This window comes from Campylobacter sp. RM19072 (assembly GCF_024723485.1).
In the GTDB taxonomy this organism is placed as follows: Bacteria; Campylobacterota; Campylobacteria; order Campylobacterales; family Campylobacteraceae; genus Campylobacter; species Campylobacter porcelli.
This window is the reverse complement of record NZ_JANQCU010000001.1, coordinates 116173-135418: the sequence shown is the minus strand read 5'-3', so window position 1 is coordinate 135418 and position 19246 is coordinate 116173. Positions and strand designations below refer to the sequence as shown.

At 33.9% G+C, this 19246-nt stretch carries 21 protein-coding genes; 10 read left to right on the top strand and 11 right to left on the bottom strand.

What is annotated here, in order from left to right; all coding sequences use genetic code 11:
* Positions 1–3: 3 nt before the first annotated feature.
* The 9 genes from CSUIS19072_RS00705 to rpe form a co-directional block, all read right to left on the bottom strand.
* The gene (locus tag CSUIS19072_RS00705) at positions 4–309 is read right to left on the bottom strand and encodes a 4Fe-4S dicluster domain-containing protein (protein ID WP_086224495.1); all 306 of its coding nucleotides are present in this window, start codon (positions 307–309) and stop codon (positions 4–6) included.
* Positions 310–500: 191 nt separating this feature from the next.
* A complete protein-coding gene (locus CSUIS19072_RS00700; protein WP_086236652.1) occupies positions 501–1400 on the bottom strand; it encodes a lactate/malate family dehydrogenase in 900 nt (299 codons plus the stop codon).
* Between the two features lie 3 nt (positions 1401–1403).
* A complete protein-coding gene (locus tag CSUIS19072_RS00695) occupies positions 1404–3596 on the bottom strand; it encodes an NADP-dependent isocitrate dehydrogenase (RefSeq protein ID WP_086292694.1) in 2193 nt (730 codons plus the stop codon).
* A gap of 98 nt (positions 3597–3694) precedes the next feature.
* Positions 3695–4180 (bottom strand): SixA phosphatase family protein, encoded by a 486-nt coding sequence (locus CSUIS19072_RS00690; RefSeq protein WP_086242089.1) that lies wholly within the window; start codon positions 4178–4180, stop codon positions 3695–3697.
* Positions 4177–4965, bottom strand: coding sequence for a ferritin-like domain-containing protein (locus tag CSUIS19072_RS00685; protein WP_086236649.1), 789 nt, complete (start codon positions 4963–4965; stop codon positions 4177–4179). Before CSUIS19072_RS00685 ends, CSUIS19072_RS00690 begins: the two co-directional genes overlap by 4 nt.
* Positions 4962–5495: a rhomboid family intramembrane serine protease gene (locus CSUIS19072_RS00680; RefSeq protein WP_442863270.1), complete on the bottom strand. Its 534-nt coding sequence runs from the start codon at positions 5493–5495 to the stop codon at positions 4962–4964. The genes CSUIS19072_RS00685 and CSUIS19072_RS00680 overlap by 4 nt, the downstream gene beginning before the upstream one ends.
* Before the next feature lie 4 nt (positions 5496–5499).
* A complete protein-coding gene (locus CSUIS19072_RS00675; protein ID WP_086236648.1) occupies positions 5500–6141 on the bottom strand; it encodes a hypothetical protein in 642 nt (213 codons plus the stop codon).
* 1 nt (position 6142) lies between these two features.
* A complete protein-coding gene (locus CSUIS19072_RS00670) occupies positions 6143–6946 on the bottom strand; it encodes a 3'-5' exonuclease (RefSeq protein ID WP_086292696.1) in 804 nt (267 codons plus the stop codon).
* Between the two features lie 15 nt (positions 6947–6961).
* A complete protein-coding gene (gene rpe / locus CSUIS19072_RS00665) occupies positions 6962–7603 on the bottom strand; it encodes a ribulose-phosphate 3-epimerase (protein WP_086292698.1) in 642 nt (213 codons plus the stop codon).
* Positions 7604–7727: 124 nt separating this feature from the next.
* Here rpe and rseP point away from each other — a divergent pair, with 124 nt between their 5' ends.
* Both rseP and CSUIS19072_RS00655 read left to right on the top strand, forming a co-directional pair.
* The gene (gene rseP, locus CSUIS19072_RS00660) at positions 7728–8834 is read left to right on the top strand and encodes an RIP metalloprotease RseP (RefSeq protein WP_086292700.1); all 1107 of its coding nucleotides are present in this window, start codon (positions 7728–7730) and stop codon (positions 8832–8834) included.
* A complete protein-coding gene (locus CSUIS19072_RS00655; protein WP_086242088.1) occupies positions 8835–9455 on the top strand; it encodes a YggS family pyridoxal phosphate-dependent enzyme in 621 nt (206 codons plus the stop codon).
* Between the two features lie 73 nt (positions 9456–9528).
* Here CSUIS19072_RS00655 and CSUIS19072_RS00650 read toward each other — a convergent pair whose 3' ends face one another.
* Positions 9529–12102, bottom strand: a complete 2574-nt coding sequence (locus CSUIS19072_RS00650; protein WP_086292702.1) for an ATP-dependent Clp protease ATP-binding subunit — start codon at positions 12100–12102, stop codon at positions 9529–9531.
* 173 nt (positions 12103–12275) lie between these two features.
* On the opposite strand from CSUIS19072_RS00650, the gene CSUIS19072_RS00645 reads away from it, so the two are divergent.
* The 8 genes from CSUIS19072_RS00645 to CSUIS19072_RS00610 are packed head-to-tail and all read left to right on the top strand — an operon-like array spanning position 12276 to position 18508.
* Positions 12276–13550 carry a S41 family peptidase gene (locus CSUIS19072_RS00645; RefSeq protein WP_439099125.1) on the top strand — a complete coding sequence of 425 codons (1275 nt, stop codon included), beginning with the start codon at positions 12276–12278 and terminating at the stop codon, positions 13548–13550.
* A 10-nt stretch (positions 13551–13560) separates the two neighbouring features.
* Entirely contained in the window at positions 13561–14274 is a 714-nt protein-coding gene (gene purC, locus CSUIS19072_RS00640) for a phosphoribosylaminoimidazolesuccinocarboxamide synthase (protein WP_086242085.1), read from the top strand.
* 20 nt (positions 14275–14294) lie between these two features.
* On the top strand, positions 14295–14525 hold the full coding sequence (purS, locus tag CSUIS19072_RS00635) for a phosphoribosylformylglycinamidine synthase subunit PurS (RefSeq protein ID WP_086292705.1): 231 nt from the start codon (positions 14295–14297) through the stop codon (positions 14523–14525).
* Positions 14526–14527: 2 nt separating this feature from the next.
* Positions 14528–15193 (top strand): phosphoribosylformylglycinamidine synthase I, encoded by a 666-nt coding sequence (purQ, locus tag CSUIS19072_RS00630; RefSeq protein WP_086236639.1) that lies wholly within the window; start codon positions 14528–14530, stop codon positions 15191–15193.
* Complete coding sequence (locus CSUIS19072_RS00625) at positions 15187–16329, top strand: hypothetical protein (protein WP_086236638.1); 1143 nt, start codon at positions 15187–15189, stop codon at positions 16327–16329. The genes purQ and CSUIS19072_RS00625 overlap by 7 nt, the downstream gene beginning before the upstream one ends.
* Positions 16313–16996 (top strand): lysophospholipid acyltransferase family protein, encoded by a 684-nt coding sequence (locus tag CSUIS19072_RS00620; protein WP_086292707.1) that lies wholly within the window; start codon positions 16313–16315, stop codon positions 16994–16996. Before CSUIS19072_RS00625 ends, CSUIS19072_RS00620 begins: the two co-directional genes overlap by 17 nt.
* A gap of 7 nt (positions 16997–17003) precedes the next feature.
* Complete coding sequence (locus CSUIS19072_RS00615; protein ID WP_086236636.1) at positions 17004–17606, top strand: DedA family protein; 603 nt, start codon at positions 17004–17006, stop codon at positions 17604–17606.
* Positions 17603–18508: an AEC family transporter gene (locus tag CSUIS19072_RS00610; protein ID WP_086236635.1), complete on the top strand. Its 906-nt coding sequence runs from the start codon at positions 17603–17605 to the stop codon at positions 18506–18508. Before CSUIS19072_RS00615 ends, CSUIS19072_RS00610 begins: the two co-directional genes overlap by 4 nt.
* On the opposite strand, the gene fliP is transcribed toward CSUIS19072_RS00610, so the two are convergent.
* Entirely contained in the window at positions 18501–19226 is a 726-nt protein-coding gene (gene fliP, locus CSUIS19072_RS00605) for a flagellar type III secretion system pore protein FliP (protein ID WP_180379368.1), read from the bottom strand. The two genes, CSUIS19072_RS00610 and fliP, sit on opposite strands and share 8 nt — an antisense overlap.
* Between the last annotated feature and the right edge of the window lie 20 nt (positions 19227–19246).

The window sequence follows — 19246 nt, the reverse complement described above, 5'->3', positions numbered from 1 at the left end:
TCCTTAATTAACTTTCCTAAAATGATTTGCCTTAATAGCCGCAGCTCTCTCTTTAGCCTCAGGGCTAAGTTTAGCAAATTTAAATCCTTTTTCAGCCACATAAATAGCAAAATCAGGGCAGTGAAGCTCACAATCCCTACAGCCAATGCACGATTCAGGGTGGCTGACTTCTATCATCATTCCTTGAATAGCGTGAATATCTTCTTTCATATTCAAAACACCAGCAGGGCAGTAACTTACACAAATATCGCAAGCCTTACACCTACTCTCATCTACCCAAACAGCTGTATTAAGCGGTTGTTCTATCATTACTATCTCCTATTAAATTTAAGTACAACTTAAATAAAATTCTAGCTACAATCGTAGCGACTAAACTGCTTGAAATCAAGCAAATAAACACCAAATTTTGCCAAATGCAAAATCAAATTTAAAAACTTTTGTGCTACTTTATCTTAAAAAAGTTAATAAAATAGATAAATAAAAAAACTAAAATAATAACTTTAGCTAAAGTTAAAATTAGCACTATTTATATTAAGATTATTAATATAAATTATAAATTCTTCTATGCTTTTATCCAAAATTTCTCTATCTTTTGATTTTAAATTTAACTCCAAAATCTCTTTTAATCCACTTCTATCAATAACCACTGGGCGACTAAATGCTATAAAATTAGAGTCTAAAACCGAACAGCTAAGCACCTTTGTACTACCATTTATCAATGCTTCGCATATATTTATCACTCCAGCTGCTGGAGCATAAAATGCAGATGTATTCATCAATTTTACGATCAATGCTCCGCCATTTATGGTTTGAGATTTAATCTCATTTAGCTCGCTATCACTTAAATTTTCATCGATTAATGGTATCATACTATCGCTATGCATACCTATTACAAGGGATTTTGAGCTACTCATATCTCTCTTTAGATGATTTTGCAAGGCAAATTTAAGTCTAGCACTATCTAACTCGCCAGCCATTCCTATAACCTTGCTTCTATCAAAGCCACTAGCCTTACAAGCTACATAAACCATTATATCAAGTGGATTTGTTACTACGATTATTATTGAATTTGGAGCAAATTTAGCGATTTTATTAGATGCTTTGGCTACTATATCAGCGTTAATTTTGACAAGTTCTGCTCTACTTTGTCCATCTTTTCTAGCCATTCCAGCAGTTATTATCACAATATCAAAATCGCTTAAAAGCTTGTAATCATCGCCACTAATTACGCTAATATTTACACCTAAGGCAATTGCCATTTGCGATAGATCAATCGCCTTGGCTTTAGCTAAATTTTGGTTAATATCAATAAGTGCGATCTCATCACACATCTGCTTAGAAATGAGAAGACTAGCAATGCTAGCTCCTACATTTCCAGCGCCTATTATTGCGATTTTCACAACTTATTTCTTAATAGCTTGGTTGTAAATTTGACTTGGACGCATTACGGCCGATACCTTAGCATCATCAAAAATATAGTATCCACCGACATCTACCCTATTTCCTTGAGAGCCATTTAGCTCATTTGTAATGGCAGATTTATTCTCATTTAAAGCTTGTGCGATAGTCGTAAATTTAGAAGATAACTCACTTTTAGCTAGTTCATCAGCCCAATATAGTGCTAAATAGAAATGGCTACCTCTATTATCATTTTCTCCCACATTTTTGCGTGGAGAGTTATCATTTTTTAAATAGCTCGCAATTGCTTTATCAAGCGTTTTAGCTAAGATGGCTGCTTCTTTTTTGCCGCTTACATTAGCTAAATGCTCTAAACTTGCACCAAGGGCTAAAAATTCGCCCAAGCTATCCCAGCGAAGGTGATTTTCTTCTATTAATTGTTGAGCGATTTTAGGCGCACTACCACCAGCACCAGTCTCAAATAGACCGCCACCACTTAAAAGTGGGACTATTGATAGCATTTTTGCACTTGTTCCAAGCTCTAAAATTGGGAATAAATCAGTTAAATAATCCCTTAATACATTACCAGTTACGCTAATAGCATCTTTGCCAGTTCGTATTATAGAAATTGACTTTTTAATCGCTTCAGTTGGAGCTGCAATGCTAATATCTAGACCGCTTAAATCGTAGTTTTTAAGCTCTGAATTTACTATTTTGATCATACTAGCATCATGAGCTCTAGCGCTATCTAACCAGAAAATTGTAGTTGAGTGTGTCGCTTTTGCCCTATTAATCGCAAGTTTAATCCAATCTTTTATAGCTTCGCTTTTTGCTTGCATAGCTCTAAAAATATCGCCAGCTTCAACTTCAAATTCCATTTTATCGCCACTGCTACTACTAACTATGAATTTACCAGCTTCACTAGCGATAAATGTCTTATCGTGGCTACCATACTCTTCTGCTTTTTTAGCCATCAAACCTACATTTGAAACGCTACCAATAGTAGCTGGATTTAATGCTCCATTTGCCTTTAAATCATCAATTGTAGCCTCATAAATAGTCGCATATGTGCGATCTGGAATAACTGCTAGGGTATCAGCTGTTTTGCCATCTTTATTCCACATTTTACCGCTATTTCTTATCATTGCTGGCATTGAAGCGTCTATTATCACATCACTTGGAACATGTAAATTTGTAATTCCTTTATCGCTATCTACCATTGCTAGATCAGGATTTTTATCTAAAATTTCATTATATTTTGCTATGATTTTATCTTTTATAGGTAGATTTTCTATCTTAGCAAATAGATCTTTTAAACCATTATTTGCCACTACTCCAGCTGTATTTAACTCACTACCAAATTCATCAAAAATTTCAGCGAAAAATACCTTTACAAAGTGACCAAACATAACTGGATCGCTTACTTTCATCATTGTAGCTTTTAGATGAACTGAGTATAATAAAGACTCTTTTTTAGCTTCTTCTATGGTTTTAGCAATGAATTTATCTAATTTTGCCGCACTCATAAATGTAGCACTAATCACATCTCCAGCAGCTGCTTTTATACCATCTTTTAGCACTTTTGTATTGCCATTTTTGTCTGTAAATTCGATCTTAAATTCGGTTGAATCTTTAACTATTACTGATTTTTCATTACCATAAAAATCGCCACTATCCATATACGCCACTCTTGTTTTAATGCTGCTATCCCAAGCGCCATTTTTATGTGGAAACTCTTTGGCGTAAGCTTTTACCGCACCAGCGCATCTTCTATCTGAGTTACCCTCTCTTAAAACTGGATTTACCGCACTTCCTAGAACTTTAGCATATCTTGCTTTTATATCAGCTTCTTTTTCATTTGATGGGTTTTCTGGATAGTTTGGCACATTAAAGCCCTTTGATTGAAGCTCAGCAATAGCCGCATTTAGCTGCGGGAGCGATGCTGAAATATTTGGAAGCTTTATAATATTTGCCGTTTTCTCTTTAGTCATTTCACCTAGAATTTCTAGATAGTTTGGAACTTTTTGATCATCTTTTAAATTTTCAGGGAAATTTGCCAAAATCCTACCAGCTAAAGATATATCCATAGTATCTATGGTAATACCGCCACGACTTAAAAACTCCTTAATAACCGGTAAAAGTGAAAATGTAGCCAAAGCTGGCGCCTCGTCTGTGTAAGTGTAGATTATATCTGCCATTTATGTCCTTTATTTAAAATTTTGTTTATTTTATCAAGTTTTAACTAAATTAAACCATTAAACTATAAATAATTTTTATAATTAATCTAAATTTAAGTTTATTCTATCTTTTTTGGGTAGTCAAAGAGCAAAACTCGCCCAACTCTAGCCCCTATCTCCTTAAATTCCTTCACATCAAACTCAATCCCAAAAACCCCACCAGTAGGAATATTGCCAATATGACTATCGCTTAAAATTTCGCAAATTTGAGTTAGAGTATCATTGTGTCCTATGATAAATACGCTATTTAAAGAATTATCAATCTGCCATATGAGTTTTAAATAATCTTGCGTATTAGCTTCGTATAGGGATTTTTCAAATTTTATTTTGCCATTGAAATTTATATTTTTTGCTATGATTTTAGCCGTTTTGGCTGTTCGTTTAGCTGGCGATGAGATTATAAGCTCTGGTAGTATCTTTTTGCTTTTTAATCTTCCAGCCATTAATTTTGCAGCCTTTTTGCCCTTAGAGTTAAGTGGCCTATCAAAGTCAGTAGCGGCGATTTTTTTAGCCTTTGCGTGGCGGATAAAATATATAATTTTCATACTCTCTCCTGAAATTTTTGAATTCTATCAAGCTCATCTTTGCTAAATCCTGCTAATAATCTATGCTCTATATCTAATGCTCTTTTGGCTTCAAATGCCCTTGGATAGCACTCTCGCACTATATCAATCCACGAATTTGGATCAACCCCATTAGCCACGCAAGCAAATTTAAACCACTTATCACCCTTGCTAACATGGCTAATCTCCTCTTGATGAATCACTCTTAATATATCCAAAATCCCATCTTTATCGCCATTTAAATTTAGCTTTTGCATCATAAATAGATTAGCATCAAGGCCATTTGCCTCCATATATCTAGGCAAAATCGCCATACGATTTATGAGTGAATCTTGGGTTTTTAATAAAGCGATAAATAGCCCATCATGGACGGCATAATCGCCATATTTTACACCTAAAATATCCATTTTTTGCACTATCATATTAAAGTGCCTTATCTCATCGTTTGCTACTTCTAGCCAATCATTATAATACTCCATAGGCAAATTTCTAAATCTATAGCACGAATCTAAGGCAATATCAATCGCACTATACTCAATATGAGCTATAGAGTGTAAAAACGCTTCATTTGTGCGGTTTTGCTTTATATCTTTCATGGATTTGACATTACAAAATTTAGCATAGCTAGGCTCTTTTAGTGGCAAAATATCGCTGTTGAAATTAATATCATCGCTTTGAAAATTCCTATAAATTTGATTGAATTTATCAAATTTTTGCTCCAAATTAGAGCAGTTCATACACTCCCAAATTTCATCAAAAAATCTCATCTAAATACCCTTAAAAATCCAGCCAAATACCCCACGCCAAATCCTATTAAATGTGCATACCAAGCCACACTAATCCCCGTTAAAAGCGGTGCAAAACTAACTAACAATATAACGATTATAAGCCCTTTGCGATTAAATTTATCAATACAAGCTAAAAATCCAAGTAGCACCGATATAGCCCCACTAGCACCGACTAAATTTACATTTTGTATAAATAGATAAAAAAGGCTTAAAAATCCAGTTATAATCCCGCCAAATATATATAAAATACCAAATTTAATCCACCCCAAATAGCTCTCTAGTAGCATTCCAAACTGATAAAGCACTATCATATTCATCAAAATATGCATAAAAGAGCCATGGATAAACATAGAAGTAATAATCTGCCAATAAGCCCCAGCAAAAAATAGCTCATTAAGCCCAAAAATTATCCCAAATTCATAAGGATTATAGACAAAATACTCTAAAAAATATACCACGCAATTTAACGCTATTATCGCTGCTGTAAATCGTAATTTCCCTGTATTAATCAAATTATTTCACCGCTATATCTTTGCTAATCTTACCAAAGCCAGAAAATCTATTTGAGACCAAACAGCTTGAGCTTTTACAATTTGCTATTATGTAGGCATTTACTTTATTGCCATCTACTTTATGAAAATCCTTATACTCTAAATTCATCACACTTAAAACATTTTTTCCTTTAAGATTGTGTAAAAATACTATTGTTCCATCATCTTTTATCTTTTTTACCACTCCAATATGAGTGATATTGTGACTCTTTTTGCCTCTTGTTGATTTTGTAGTATTATTAAAAAATATTAAATCGCCAGGACTAGCTAGGTGGTGATTAATCTGGTTTTTACTCTTATAAAGATTATAAATAGCTTGTGAACGGCGACCATCTCTACTATAATACAAGCTTAAATCGCTTAGAGAGTATATATCATCATTTTTTACGCTTATAGTAGTGATTAAAGCGGAGCAATCTGCGGATTTTTTGCCTATATATTTGCTTAAATTTAGGGTGTATTCATACTCTTTCATATGATTTTGATATGCCTCTTGATTTCTTATATTAATATCTTGTATATTTTGGGTGCTTTGAGTATCTATGGATTTTATGCTACATCCACTAAAGATAATAGTAAAAGTTAAAAATATAAATAGTCTCATCTTAAACTTGCTTAGATAAATTTGCTTGTTCTACTATATTTGGAATTCGTAAAATCTTTGCTGTTTTGCTAAATAGTATGAGATCTTCTACGCTTTGTATATGCCATGGTAATCTCTTTATACACTCTTTAAATATCTCACACGCAGCAATCGCATCATTTAAAGCTCTATGATGAGCATTATCTATACCTAAGATTTCCTTAAGCGTTCCTAATCCATATCTATTTGATTCTATCGTTCTTCTAGCTAGGTCAATGGTGCAAATTTTACGATTTAGTAGCATTCCAAATCCAAGCCTTGTAAGGCTAATGCTTATAAAATCATAATCAAATTTAACATTATGAGCTACAAATACAGAATCAGCTAAAAATAGCCTAAAGCTCTCAAGTGCATTTGCTAATCTTGGTGCGTTTATTAAATCAAGTTGATAAATTCCAGTTAGTTCGCTAATATTTTGCGGAATTTCGCTAGCCCAAACTAGGGTTTCAAACCTACCAATCTCCTTACCACCTTGTATTTTAACCGCACCAATCTCGATGATTTGACCGCTATTTATCCCGCCACTTGTCTCTATATCAACGATACAAAAAACCTGCTCATTAAGATCTCTAAATCTAGTTGGCATAGCTATTTTACCATTATCTAAACGCTCTAGCTCAAGACCTAAAAGTCGCCAATCAGCTAAATTCCTTGGCTCTATAATATCAGTAAGCTCTTTTATCTCACCTGCTTTTTGCAAAAAATCATAATAATTTAGATTAGTTTTCGCTAATAAATTTATAAAATTATCTAATTTATCTTTCAAATTTACTCTTTATTGCTAAATTTTTAACGCCCTAATCGCCCCAGTATAGTCATTACTACCAAAAATAAAGCTTCCAGCCACCGCAATATCCACGCCAGCATTATCTAAATCTGAGATATTTAGACCATTTACTCCACCATCAACTTCTATCATACATTTAGCATTTTTTGCTTCTATCAACTCTCTTAATTGCACAACTTTAGATAAAACTGAAGAGATAAATTTCTGTCCGCCAAATCCAGGATTTACACTCATTAAAAGCACCATATCAATCTCATTTATTATATACTCCAAAGAGCTTATTTGCGTGTGTGGATTTAGTACTATAGCTGGGCTTACACCGTGCTGACGGATATGATCAATTAGCCTTAATGGGTGCTTCTCTTCTTCTATATGAAAGCTGATAAATTTAGGCTTTAATGGCAAAAATAGATCCACAAAAAACGGCACATTCTCAACCATCAAATGAATATCAAGTGGCTTTGTAGATGCCTTAGCCACCGCATCTACAACGAGTGGACCAATTGTCAAATTCGGCACAAAATGCCCATCCATAACATCTATGTGTATTAAATCAGCCCCAGCCTCACAGACATCTTTTACCTCTTGGGCTAACTTACCAAAATCAGCTGATAAAATACTTGGGGCTACATACATTTTTCTACCTTAAAAATTTATTTAAACGCGTTATTTTACTCAAATTATAATAAAATTACCTTTATAATTGTGGGTTATTATATATTTTTTGTTATACTAACGCAATTTTTTATAAGGGTGGAATTTGAGAAGTTTAATATTTGTTTCAATGCTTTTAATAGCTAGTTTTTGGTATTGGGGATTGCACTTTGGAGTAACTATCTTAGCACTATCATTTCTTATATTTTTTCACGAGCTTGGGCACTTCTTGGCTGCTAAATATTTTGGAGTTTTTGTCAAGACATTTAGCATAGGATTTGGGGAGAAAATTTATAGCAAAAAATTTGGCGATACCACATACTGCCTAAGCGCCATTCCGCTTGGAGGATATGTCCAATTAAAAGGGCAAGATGATATAAATCCAAAGGATAAAAATTACGATAGTGATAGCTATAACACACTAAGCCCATTAAAAAGAATTATAATCTTATTTGCTGGGCCATTTTTTAATATATTATTAGCTTTTATCTTATATATAGCACTTGGATTTATCGGGGTTGAGAGATTAGCACCAGTTGTTGGCACTATATTGCCAAATTCAGCCGCACTAAGTGCTAATATAGAGACAAATGATAGAATTCTAGCTATAAATGGGGTTAAAATTGAGGAGTGGGATGAGATAAAAAAACATATATCAACAGAGCCTACAAATATACTTATCAAGCGTGGAGATAATAATATCAATATAACGCTAACTCCACAAATTGGCCAAAGTAAAAATATATTTGGCGAGACCATAAACACCCCACTAATTGGCATTACTCCAAGTGGAGAAACTACAACTATATATAATTCTGGCTTTAATAGCATTAAATTTGCATATGATGAGACAATTAAAGCATCAACGCTAATATATAAAGGGCTAGAAAAGTTAATAACAGGAGTAGTCCCAGTAAATCAGATGGGCGGGATTGTCGCTATGGCTGATATCACTACTAAGGCTAGTCAAATCAGCATATCTGTGCTTTTAATAATCGTTGCTTTAATATCAGTGAATTTGGGTATATTAAATTTACTTCCACTTCCAGTGCTTGATGGCGGCCATATAGTGTTTAATCTTTATGAGATGATATTTAAAAAAGCGGTAAATGAGCGTGTTTTTGTAACTCTTAGCTATGCTTCTATGGCGTTGCTCTTTACCTTAATGGCATTTACCATAATCAATGATATAGTTAGATTAGCAGGAGAGTAGATGAGTTTAGATACTATTTTAAAGCAGATTAATGGCAAGGCAAGATTAATTGCTGTAAGCAAAAATGTAACCCAAAATGAGGTAATAACACTATATAATCAAGGCGTTAGAGAATTTGGCGAAAATAGAGTCCAAGAGCTAAAAAGAAAAAGCGAAATTCTATCAAATTTGGATATTAAATGGCACTTTATAGGTCGCTTACAAAGTAATAAAATAAATCAACTCATATCACTTCACCCAGCTTTATGGCAAAGTTGCGATAGCTTAGAGATAGCACTTGAGGTGGATAAAAGGCTAAATTATAAGCTTGATACCCTACTTCAGATAAACTCTGCCAAAGAAGAAACCAAACAAGGCGTTGATCCTAAAAATGCTATAGAAATTTATAAAGAGATTAAAGATAGATGTAGGAATTTAAATTTAATCGGCGTGATGAGTATAGGTGCTAATAGCGATGATGAAAAAGAGATTAAACAGAGTTTTGAAATCACTAAAGAGATATTTGAAAAGCTAAAACCACAAGGAGCGATAATATGCTCAATGGGAATGAGTGGGGATTTTAATCTAGCTATAGAGTGTGGCTCAAATATGGTAAGACTTGGGACAATTTTATATAGCTAAAATATTTTTTATTTAAGGTCTGCTAGATGATTAGCACAAACCATCTAGCAAGATAAATTTATTCGTGGATAAATCAACCCTTTGTTATCACAATTTGACTATCATTAGCATCTATAATTATGCTATCACCGCTTATGATTTCATCTTTTAAAATCATATCAGCCACCCTATCTTCTACTAGCTCATATAGGGCTCTGCGAAGTGGTCTAGCACCATATACAGGGTCAAATCCGGCTTGTGAAATTAAATTTATAGCTTTATCGCTAAGCTCTGATTTTATCCCACGAGCCAAAAGCTTGCTCTCTAGCTCTTTAAACATTATTTTTACAATCTGACCCAACTCCCCTTCACCAAGCGGATTAAATATAATACAATCATCTAATCTATTTAAAAATTCAGGCTTAAAATACTCTTTTAAAGCTAGTTTAACCGCTTCATCTCTCTCTTTACCATTTAGATCCATAATCGCCGATGAGCCGATATTGCTAGTTAAAATGATAATTGTGTTTTTAAAATCCACAGTTACGCCCTTGCTATCAGTAGCCCTACCATCATCTAAAATTCCAAGCAAGATATTAAATACATCCTTATGAGCCTTCTCAACTTCATCAAACAAAATCACGCTATATGGCTTACGCCTAACTGCTTCAGTGAGCTGTCCGCCCTCTTCAAATCCCACATATCCAGGAGGCGCACCAAGAAGTCTGCTAACGGCGTGTTTCTCCATATATTCGCTCATATCAAATCTTATCATCGCTTTTTCATCATCAAAAAGAAATTTCGCCAACGCCTTCGCACTCTCAGTCTTACCAACGCCCGTAGGCCCAAGGAATAAAAAGCTACCGATCGGGCGATTTTGGCTACTTAGGCCAGCTTTATTTCTCTTAATAGCCCTAGATAGTGCGTGTAAGGCTTCATCTTGACCTATTACGCTATCTTTGAGATGTTTTTCTATATTTAGATATCTCTCTTTTTCGTTTGTGAGCATCTTGCCAGCTGGGATTCCTGTCCATTTGCTTAAAATTCCAGCTACCATATCTTCATCTACTTCATTTTTGAGTAGCACTCCACCCTTTTTCATCTCTTCCCATTTAGCTTCTAGCTCTTTTATCTTAGTGTTTGCTTCTGGAATTTTGCCATACTCTATCTCTGCGGCCTTTTCATAAGCGTTATTTCTCTTTGCTAATTCAGCTTCATTTTTGAGAGTTTCTATCTGTTTTTTAGCCTCACTTATACCATTAAATACCGCTTTTTCATTTTTAAATTTAGCCTCTAAATTTGATTTTTTCTCATTTAAATTTGCGACTTCTTTTTCAATCTCATTTAATCTATCTCTATTTTTATCTTCGCCCTCCATCTTTAAAGCCTCTTTTTCAACCACTAAAGTCTCAATCTCTCTTTTAGATTTGGCTAGTTCAAATGGCTCACTCTCAATTTGCATTTTTAATTCAGCCGCTGCTTCATCTATCAAATCTATAGCTTTATCAGGCAAAAATCTACCGCTGATATATCTATGGCTTAGCTTAGCAGCTGCTACAAGAGCGCTATCTGTGATATTTACATTGTGATGGACTTCTAGCCTATCTTTTATCCCACGAAGTATTTGTAAGGCCTCATTTACGCTAGGCTCAGCGACATTTACAGGCTGAAATCTGCGTTGTAATGCGGCATCTTTTTCAAAATATTTTCTATACTCTTTTAGCGTTGTAGCTCCAACTGTGTGTAACTCTCCACGAGCTAGGGCTGGTTTTAGTATATTTGCTGCATCCATAGAGCCCTCACTAGCTCCAGCCCCTACAATAGTGTGAATTTCATCTATAAATAATATTATATTTCCAGCCTTTTTAACTTCATCAATTATAGCTTTTAATCTATCTTCAAACTCCCCTCTATATTTTGCCCCAGCGATTAACGCACTCATATCAAGAGCAATTACTCTTTTATTTGCTAAGGTTGTAGGGACTGCTTTTTTGACAATTAGTTGAGCCAAGCCCTCTACAATTGCGGTTTTACCAACTCCTGGCTCACCTAATAATATCGGGTTATTCTTAGTCTTTCTAATTAGAATTTGCATCATTCTAGTGATCTCTTCATCTCTGCCGATGACTGGATCAAGCTCACCGCTAGCGGCCTTTTTAGTTAGATCAATCCCAAATTTATTTAAAGAGTCTAGATTTTCATCAGCAGTTTGGGTATCAATACTCTTACCTCCACGCATTAGCTCTAACTCTTTTTTAATCTCAAGCAAATCTAGATATTTTGATAAAATCCCCTTTATAGGCTCACTATCTAAATTTCCAATTATCCAGCTATCAACTGCTATAAATTTATCCCCTAAGCCGATCATTACGGACTTAGCACGCTCTAAGCTATCTACTAATTCATTTGAAATTTGAATATTATTTTTTGAGACATTTGAGCTTTGTGGTAATTTATCAGCGTTGCTTTTTATATCTAGCACCAAGGCATCTTTGCTTACATTTGCTTTATTTAGAATTTGATTTAATACTGAGTTACTATCAGCACTCAAAGCCCAAAGCATATGCAAAGGGACAACTTGCGGATTTTTATTTCCAATGGCTAAAGATATAGCACTATCTATTAAATCTTGGCTCATTGATGTTAGTTCATTGAATATATTTGCCATATTTTCTCCTTAAACTTTATATGAGTAGTATTATATAACTTTAGTCTGTATTTGTCAAGGTTTGGTAAATTTTCTAATATTTTTAATCAAATTTAACTAATTTTTTTAATGTTATAACAAAATTAATATAATTTTAGGTAAAATAGCTGATTTTATTTTTTTGGAGTTATATGTTGAAAAGTAGTAGAATTTTACAATTAACTGGTTTTATAAGCGTTATAGCCGCTAGTGCCATTGCCCTAAATGCTCAAACAACACAAGATAGCAGAGTAGAAGCTCTTGCGAAGCTGACAAAAACTATAGCCATAGTAGAAAAGCACTATGTAGATGATATAAATTTTACTCAAATAGTTGATAAAACCATATCCGGACTCTTAACAAATCTAGATGCTCACTCTGGATATTTAGATGAAAAAGCCTTTAAAGATATGTTAATCCAAACTAAGGGCGAATTTGGCGGTCTTGGCATAACTGTTGGGATAAAAGATGGAGCTTTAACCGTTATAGCCCCAATCGATGATACTCCAGCTTATAAAGCTGGGGTTAAATCAGGTGATGTGATATTAAGGATAAACGGCGAATCAACTATAAACACTACTATTGATGAGGCTGTAAATAAGATGAGAGGCAAGCCAAATACCCCAGTAGAGATAACCATAGTAAGACAAGGGGAGAAAAAGCCATTTGATCTAAAAATAGTAAGGGATATAATCACCGTAGAATCAGTCCAAGCTAAGATGATTGAAGATGAGAATATCCTATATTTAAGAGTTACAAATTTCGATCAACATGTAACCAAAAAGGCTAGAGAATTTATCAAAAAATATCCAAAAGCCAAAGGCATAATCCTAGATTTAAGAAATAATCCAGGCGGATTATTAAACCAAGCTGTTGGGCTTACAAATTTATTTGTTGAAAGTGGCGTTATAGTATCTCAAAAAGGTAGAGATAAAAATGAAGATGAGATCCACTCAGCACAAAAAGGCAACTTCATTACAAACGCACCATTAGCAGTGCTTATAAATGGCGGAAGTGCTAGTGCTAGTGAGATAGTAAGCGGAGCCTTACAAGATTTAAAAAGAGCCGTGGTAATCGGAGAAAATAGCTTTGGTAAAGGGAGCGTTCAAGTAATTATGCCAGTTGATCAAAAAGAGGCTTTAAGATTAACTGTAGCAAGATACTATCTCCCAAGCGGTAGAACTATCCAAGCAGTAGGAGTAACACCAGATATTGTAGTATATCCTGGCAAAGTGCCAAACGAAGAGAGTGGATTTAATATAAAAGAGGCTGATTTAAAGCAACATTTAGAGAGTGAGTTAAACAAAATCGAACCAAAAAATAAGAAAAAAGATAAAGATGATAAAAATACAATAACCCAAAAGCAAATTTATGATGATATTCAGCTAAAAACAGCTATTGACTCTATAAAAGTATTAAATATCAAATAAGGAGAAATGTATGGAAAAATTAGAGTTGCTTTACGAAGGTAAAGGTAAAAAAATGTGGTCGGTCAAAGGTAGTGATGAGCTATTAATCGCTGAATTTAAAGATGATTTAACAGCATTTAACGCTGAAAAAAGAGGCAACGAAGAGGGAAAAGGTGCTTTGAATAATAAAATTTCCGCCGCTATATTTAAACTTTTAAAAGAAAATGGCATAGAAACTGCCTTAATAAAAAGCATTAGCCAAACTGAGCAACTAGTCAAAAAATGCTCAATTATCCCTTTAGAAGTAGTGGTTAGAAATATCGCTACAGGAAGTTTAAGCAAGAGATTGGGTATTAAAGAAGCTACCGTTTTACCTTTTACTTTGGTTGAGTTTTACTATAAAGATGATGCTTTAGGCGATCCGCTAATCAATGATGAACACGCTATTTTATTAGATATTGTAAAGAGCGAACAAGATTTAGTAACTCTGCGTCATCTTGGAAGACAAATCAACTCAATATTAGTGCCATTTTTTGCTTCAAAAGGGCTAAAACTTGTTGATTTTAAGGTTGAATTTGGTGTTGATAAAGATGGAAATATTTTATTAGCTGATGAGATTAGCCCTGATAGCTGTAGATTTTGGGACGCAGATACAGGTGAAAAGATGGATAAAGATAGATTTCGCCAAGATCTAGGTAGTGTAAAAGTAGCCTATGAAGAGGTTTTGCGTAGGATATTATCATAATAAATTTAAAAGGGTAGATTATGAAAGTAACTATAAATGTATATTTAAAAAATGGGGTCTTAGACCCAGCTGGTAAGGCTACAAAACATGCTCTACAAAGTCTTGGTTTTAATAGCGTAAATGATGTCCGAATAGGCAAACAAATTATCTTAAATTTAAATGAGAATACCACAGATGAAGAGATAAAAAATATGTGCGAGGAGCTACTAGCAAATACGATTATAGAAGATTATGAGATAGTAAAAGGCTAAAAATGAGAGTAGCTATCATAAATTTCCCTGGGACAAACTGCGAAAGGGATACTAAATACGCTTTTGATTTGCTAGGATTTAATTCAGAGATAATCTGGCATAAAGATAGGGATTTTAAGGCTGATTTGATAGTATTGCCTGGTGGATTTAGCTATGGAGATTACCTAAGAACAGCAGCAATTGCTAAATTTAGCCCAGCTATGCAAACAGTTATAGAGCACGCCAATAGCGGTGGATTGCTACTTGGGATTTGTAATGGATTTCAAATGCTTTTAGAGCTTGGCTTACTTCCTGGGGCTATGAGACGAAATGAAAATATGAGTTTTATTAGCAAATTTAACCATCTAAAAGTAGTATCAAATAATAATAAATTTCTATCAAATTTCAATAACTCCGATATAATCAATATCCCACTAGCTCACGGAGAGGGCAACTACTACGCTGATGATGATACTATAAAATCACTATATGATGATGATTGTGTATTACTAAAATATTGCGATAAAGATGGAAATGAGATAAATCTAAATGGCTCAGTGGATAATATTGCTGGAATTTGTAATAAAAATAAAAATATATTTGGCCTTATGCCTCACCCAGAAAGAGCTGTAGAGAGCATATTAGGCAGCACAGATGGCGCTAAAATGCTTAAAGGATTTCTTTGTTAAGAGCTATTTTTGCACTTATTTTGCTTGTTAATATATCTTTTAGTAATGAGCGATTAATTACGAATGAGCAGATACAAGGCATAGCAGATACTGATGAGATAATGGATATTGATCCATCTCTAATATACCAAAATATCGATCCAGTAGAGCTAAGCCTATCTAGTCAAAGTGTAGAAAAATCAGTCTATATCTATCAGCCTTTTACCCTAAATTTAGTTGCAAATACTGATAAAATTCTAGATTTTGATATGAATCTTACCTTGCAATCTAATGATATAACTTGGCTAAACCAAAAGCCACTATGGAGTAAAAAAGCCGCTGGAGTATATGAAACCTCCATACATTTAATAGCTAGTAGTCCAAATGCTGATATTGAGGCTATTACTCTAACTCTTAAAAGAAATGGTATGTTCTTTCAAAATAGAACAATCAAACCAAATCTTCCTTTGATAAAAGCCATTAAACCAAAGGGGAATTTTGCCAATTTCGTAGGTGAAAATTTAGAGATAAAAATGTTTAAAAGCTCTAAATTTAATGAGTATTCTAATCTAACCACCATTGAATTAAGCAGCAAAAATGGGAATTTAACACTCTTTAATATCCCTGGAAATTTCGAAAAACAGGGCTTTGACACTCTTAAGGGTGATTATAAAAATCAAAGTGGAATTTACCTAATAATAAGCGATAATAATCTAACCAATATAAACTTTAGTTACTATAACCTTGATAAAAATAGCTTTGATGATATAAATCTTACTATAAATGTCCAAGATAGCGACCTAAGCACGCAGGTTCCACTAAACCCAAAAGATGGAGAATTTCAACTATATAAAGAGATTAGCATATATATTGCTATTATTATATCTTTGCTTATTTTTATCTGGCAAAGGAGCTACTATTGGTTGCTAATTGCGATAGCATTCATCGCCTACTCTATTCATGATAATAAGCCTTTTAGCGACGCTAAGCTCAAAGCAAATGCTAAGGTAAGAATTCTCCCAATGTCAAATTCAACTATATTTGCCATAGCAGCAAAAGAGCAAAACGTTAAAATTATCACCAAAAATGAGAATTACACAAAGATAATTTTACAAAATCAAACAATAGGCTGGGTAGATAATGAAAGCATTAAATAAGATAAAAAGCTGGCTATATGCTATTGAGATACTACTAAGTGTGATTATCGTAGTTTTAATATTTTTTGTAGCTCCATCATCTAATCTATGGGTAAGACGCAAATGGTCAAGAATGCAAAAATTTCTAATTGGGTATAAAATAGATATAGTAGGCTCTCCAGACCCAAGGGCAAATATGATTATAGCTAACCACCAAAGTATGCTAGATATAATGGCATTAGAAGATATACATCCAGCTAATATCTGCTGGATAGCCAAAAAAGAGATTGAGGATATACCATTTTTTGGTAATGTAATTCGTGTGCCAAAGATGATACCAATAGATCGCAAAGACCCAAGATCACTACCAAAGATAATAAAATTAGCCAAAGATAGAATTAGCGAAGGTAGAGTAATAGCGATATTTCCTGAGGGCACTCGTGGAAATGGAGATAAGATTTTAAAATTCAAAAGCGGTGCAAATATGATTGCCAATAAGCTAAATTTAGTCGTTCAACCTGTGCTAATCATCGGATCAAGAAAGATTATAGATAGCAAGAGTATTAGCGTAAATTCTGGCACCTTGAAAATTATCTATATGGATATTGTAGATACTAGCGATAAAAATTGGCTTGAAAATACTAGAGTTAAGATGCAAAATTTGCTAGAGCAAAATCTAAACAAATAGGTCAAATATGCTAGAAACTATCGTTAATTACTTAGTGAATTTAGTAGCTGATTGGGGCTATGTGGGCATATTTTTACTAATGGCTTTAGAGAGTAGCTTTTTTCCTTTTCCTAGTGAAGTAGTGATGATACCAGCTGGATATTTGGTATATACTAATCAGATGAATTTATATATGGTATTTGCATCTGGAGCATTAGGTAGCCTTGCTGGAGCGATATTTAACTACTATTTGTGCTACTTTTTTGGTAGAGCATTTATATTAAAATATGGCAAATATATAGGAATTACAGATGAGAAAATGGCTAAATTTGAGAGATTTTTTAATAAATATGGTGAAATTTCCACATTTAACTGCCGTTTAATTCCTGGCATTAGACAATATATCAGCTTGCCAGCAGGACTAGCTAAGATGAATATCTTTACTTTTAGCATTTATACCACGCTTGGAGCTGGAATTTGGGTAGCGATTTTAATTGCTATTGGGTATTATATTGGAGACCAAAAAGAGCTAATTAAAGAGTATTTACTCCAAATCACCATATATCTATTAATTGCTGTAGCCATCATCACGCTCATATATCTATACATACAAAAAAGACGCAAAAAATGATAATATATCCCCTATTTTCAATGTTTATACTGCTATTTAGCGGATATGTAGCAAAGAGATTAAGAATCATCTCGCCAAATAAAGCTATAGTATTTTTGGATTTTGTTTTATGGTTTGCCTTGCCATCATTGATTTTTGATAAAGTATATCATTTAGTTGTAGATTTAAATTTAATTAGTATGGTGCTTGTGGGGCTTATCTCATCAGTAGTAGCTGCTTTTGTAGCTGTAGTAATAGGCTATATGCTTAAATTTTCAAATGCTACTTTAGCTAGTATAGCACTCCTTAGTATGTTTGGCAATACCCTATTTATAGGTATTCCTATAGTTCAAGGATTGTATGGTGAGGGTGCTTTGAGTATAGTTATTTTATATGATCAAGTAGTTACAGCTTTGCCTATTAGTATCTTTGGGCCATTGATACTAGGATTTGGAACTTCAAAGAAAAGCTCAATAATCCAAAATAGTCTTAAAATTATCAAATTTCCCCCATTTATTGCACTAGCTCTAGCTGTAATACTTAAAAATTTTACCCTACCTGAGATTATATTTGAGCCTTTAAAAATGCTATCTAGTAGTATGGTGCCAGTGGCTCTATTTGCCGTTGGGTTAAGGCTTGGGTTTAATAGCATTAAAAGCTCTTATAAGGCTTGCTCGGTAGTGATTTTAGCCAAGATGATATTAGCGCCGATTATATTTTTATTAATCGTAAAAATCTTTGGTATAGAGCTTAGCAAAGAGTGGGTAATAGGGTTAATAGAAGTCGCTACTCCGCCAATGGTATTAGCAAGTGCTATGATATTAAAGGCAAATTTAGACTCAAATCTAGCCATATCAAGCGTAGCCATAGGTATGATAACTATATTTATCACAATGCCAATTTTATATTTTATAGCTACTTAAAGCTTTGGACTAAATTACCAACTAATAAATTCCAACCATCAACAAGGACAAAAATAAGCAATTTAAATGGCAGCGATATCATAACAGGTGGCAACATCATCATACCCATAGCCATCAAAACCGAGCTTACAACCATATCAATTACCAAAAATGGCAAATATAGCAAAAAGCCTATCTCAAATGCAGTTTTAAGCTCACTAATTATAAAAGCTGGAGCCGCTATAGTCAGTGGCACATCATCTATAGTTGCCGGATTTGGTAGCTGACGAATACGATAAAATAGTGCCAAATCCTTTTCTCTAGTATTTCGTATCATAAATTCTTTAAATGGCTTTGCACCTTTATCAAAAGCCTCTTGATAACCAATTTGCTCATCCAAATATGGCTTTATACCCTGCTCATAACTCTGCTTAGCCACTGGCTCCATAATGAAAAATGTAAGTATCAAAGCTAGAGATATAAGCACATTTGTAGGTGGCATCTGCTGAGTACCCATAGCTTGACGCAAAAATGAAAACACTATAACTAATCTTAAAAAGCTAGTAACTACAAATATCAAAGATGGAGCAAGAGCTAAAAGAGTTAAAACTACTAAAACATTTAAACTAGTAACTAACTGCTGTGGGGTATCTGGTGCGCTTAGGCTAAGATTTATAGTAGGCACGGTTACCGTATCAGCGCCAAATCCAGAAGCAAAAAACAGAAATATTAAAGCCAAAAATCTCAAAAAAGCCCCTT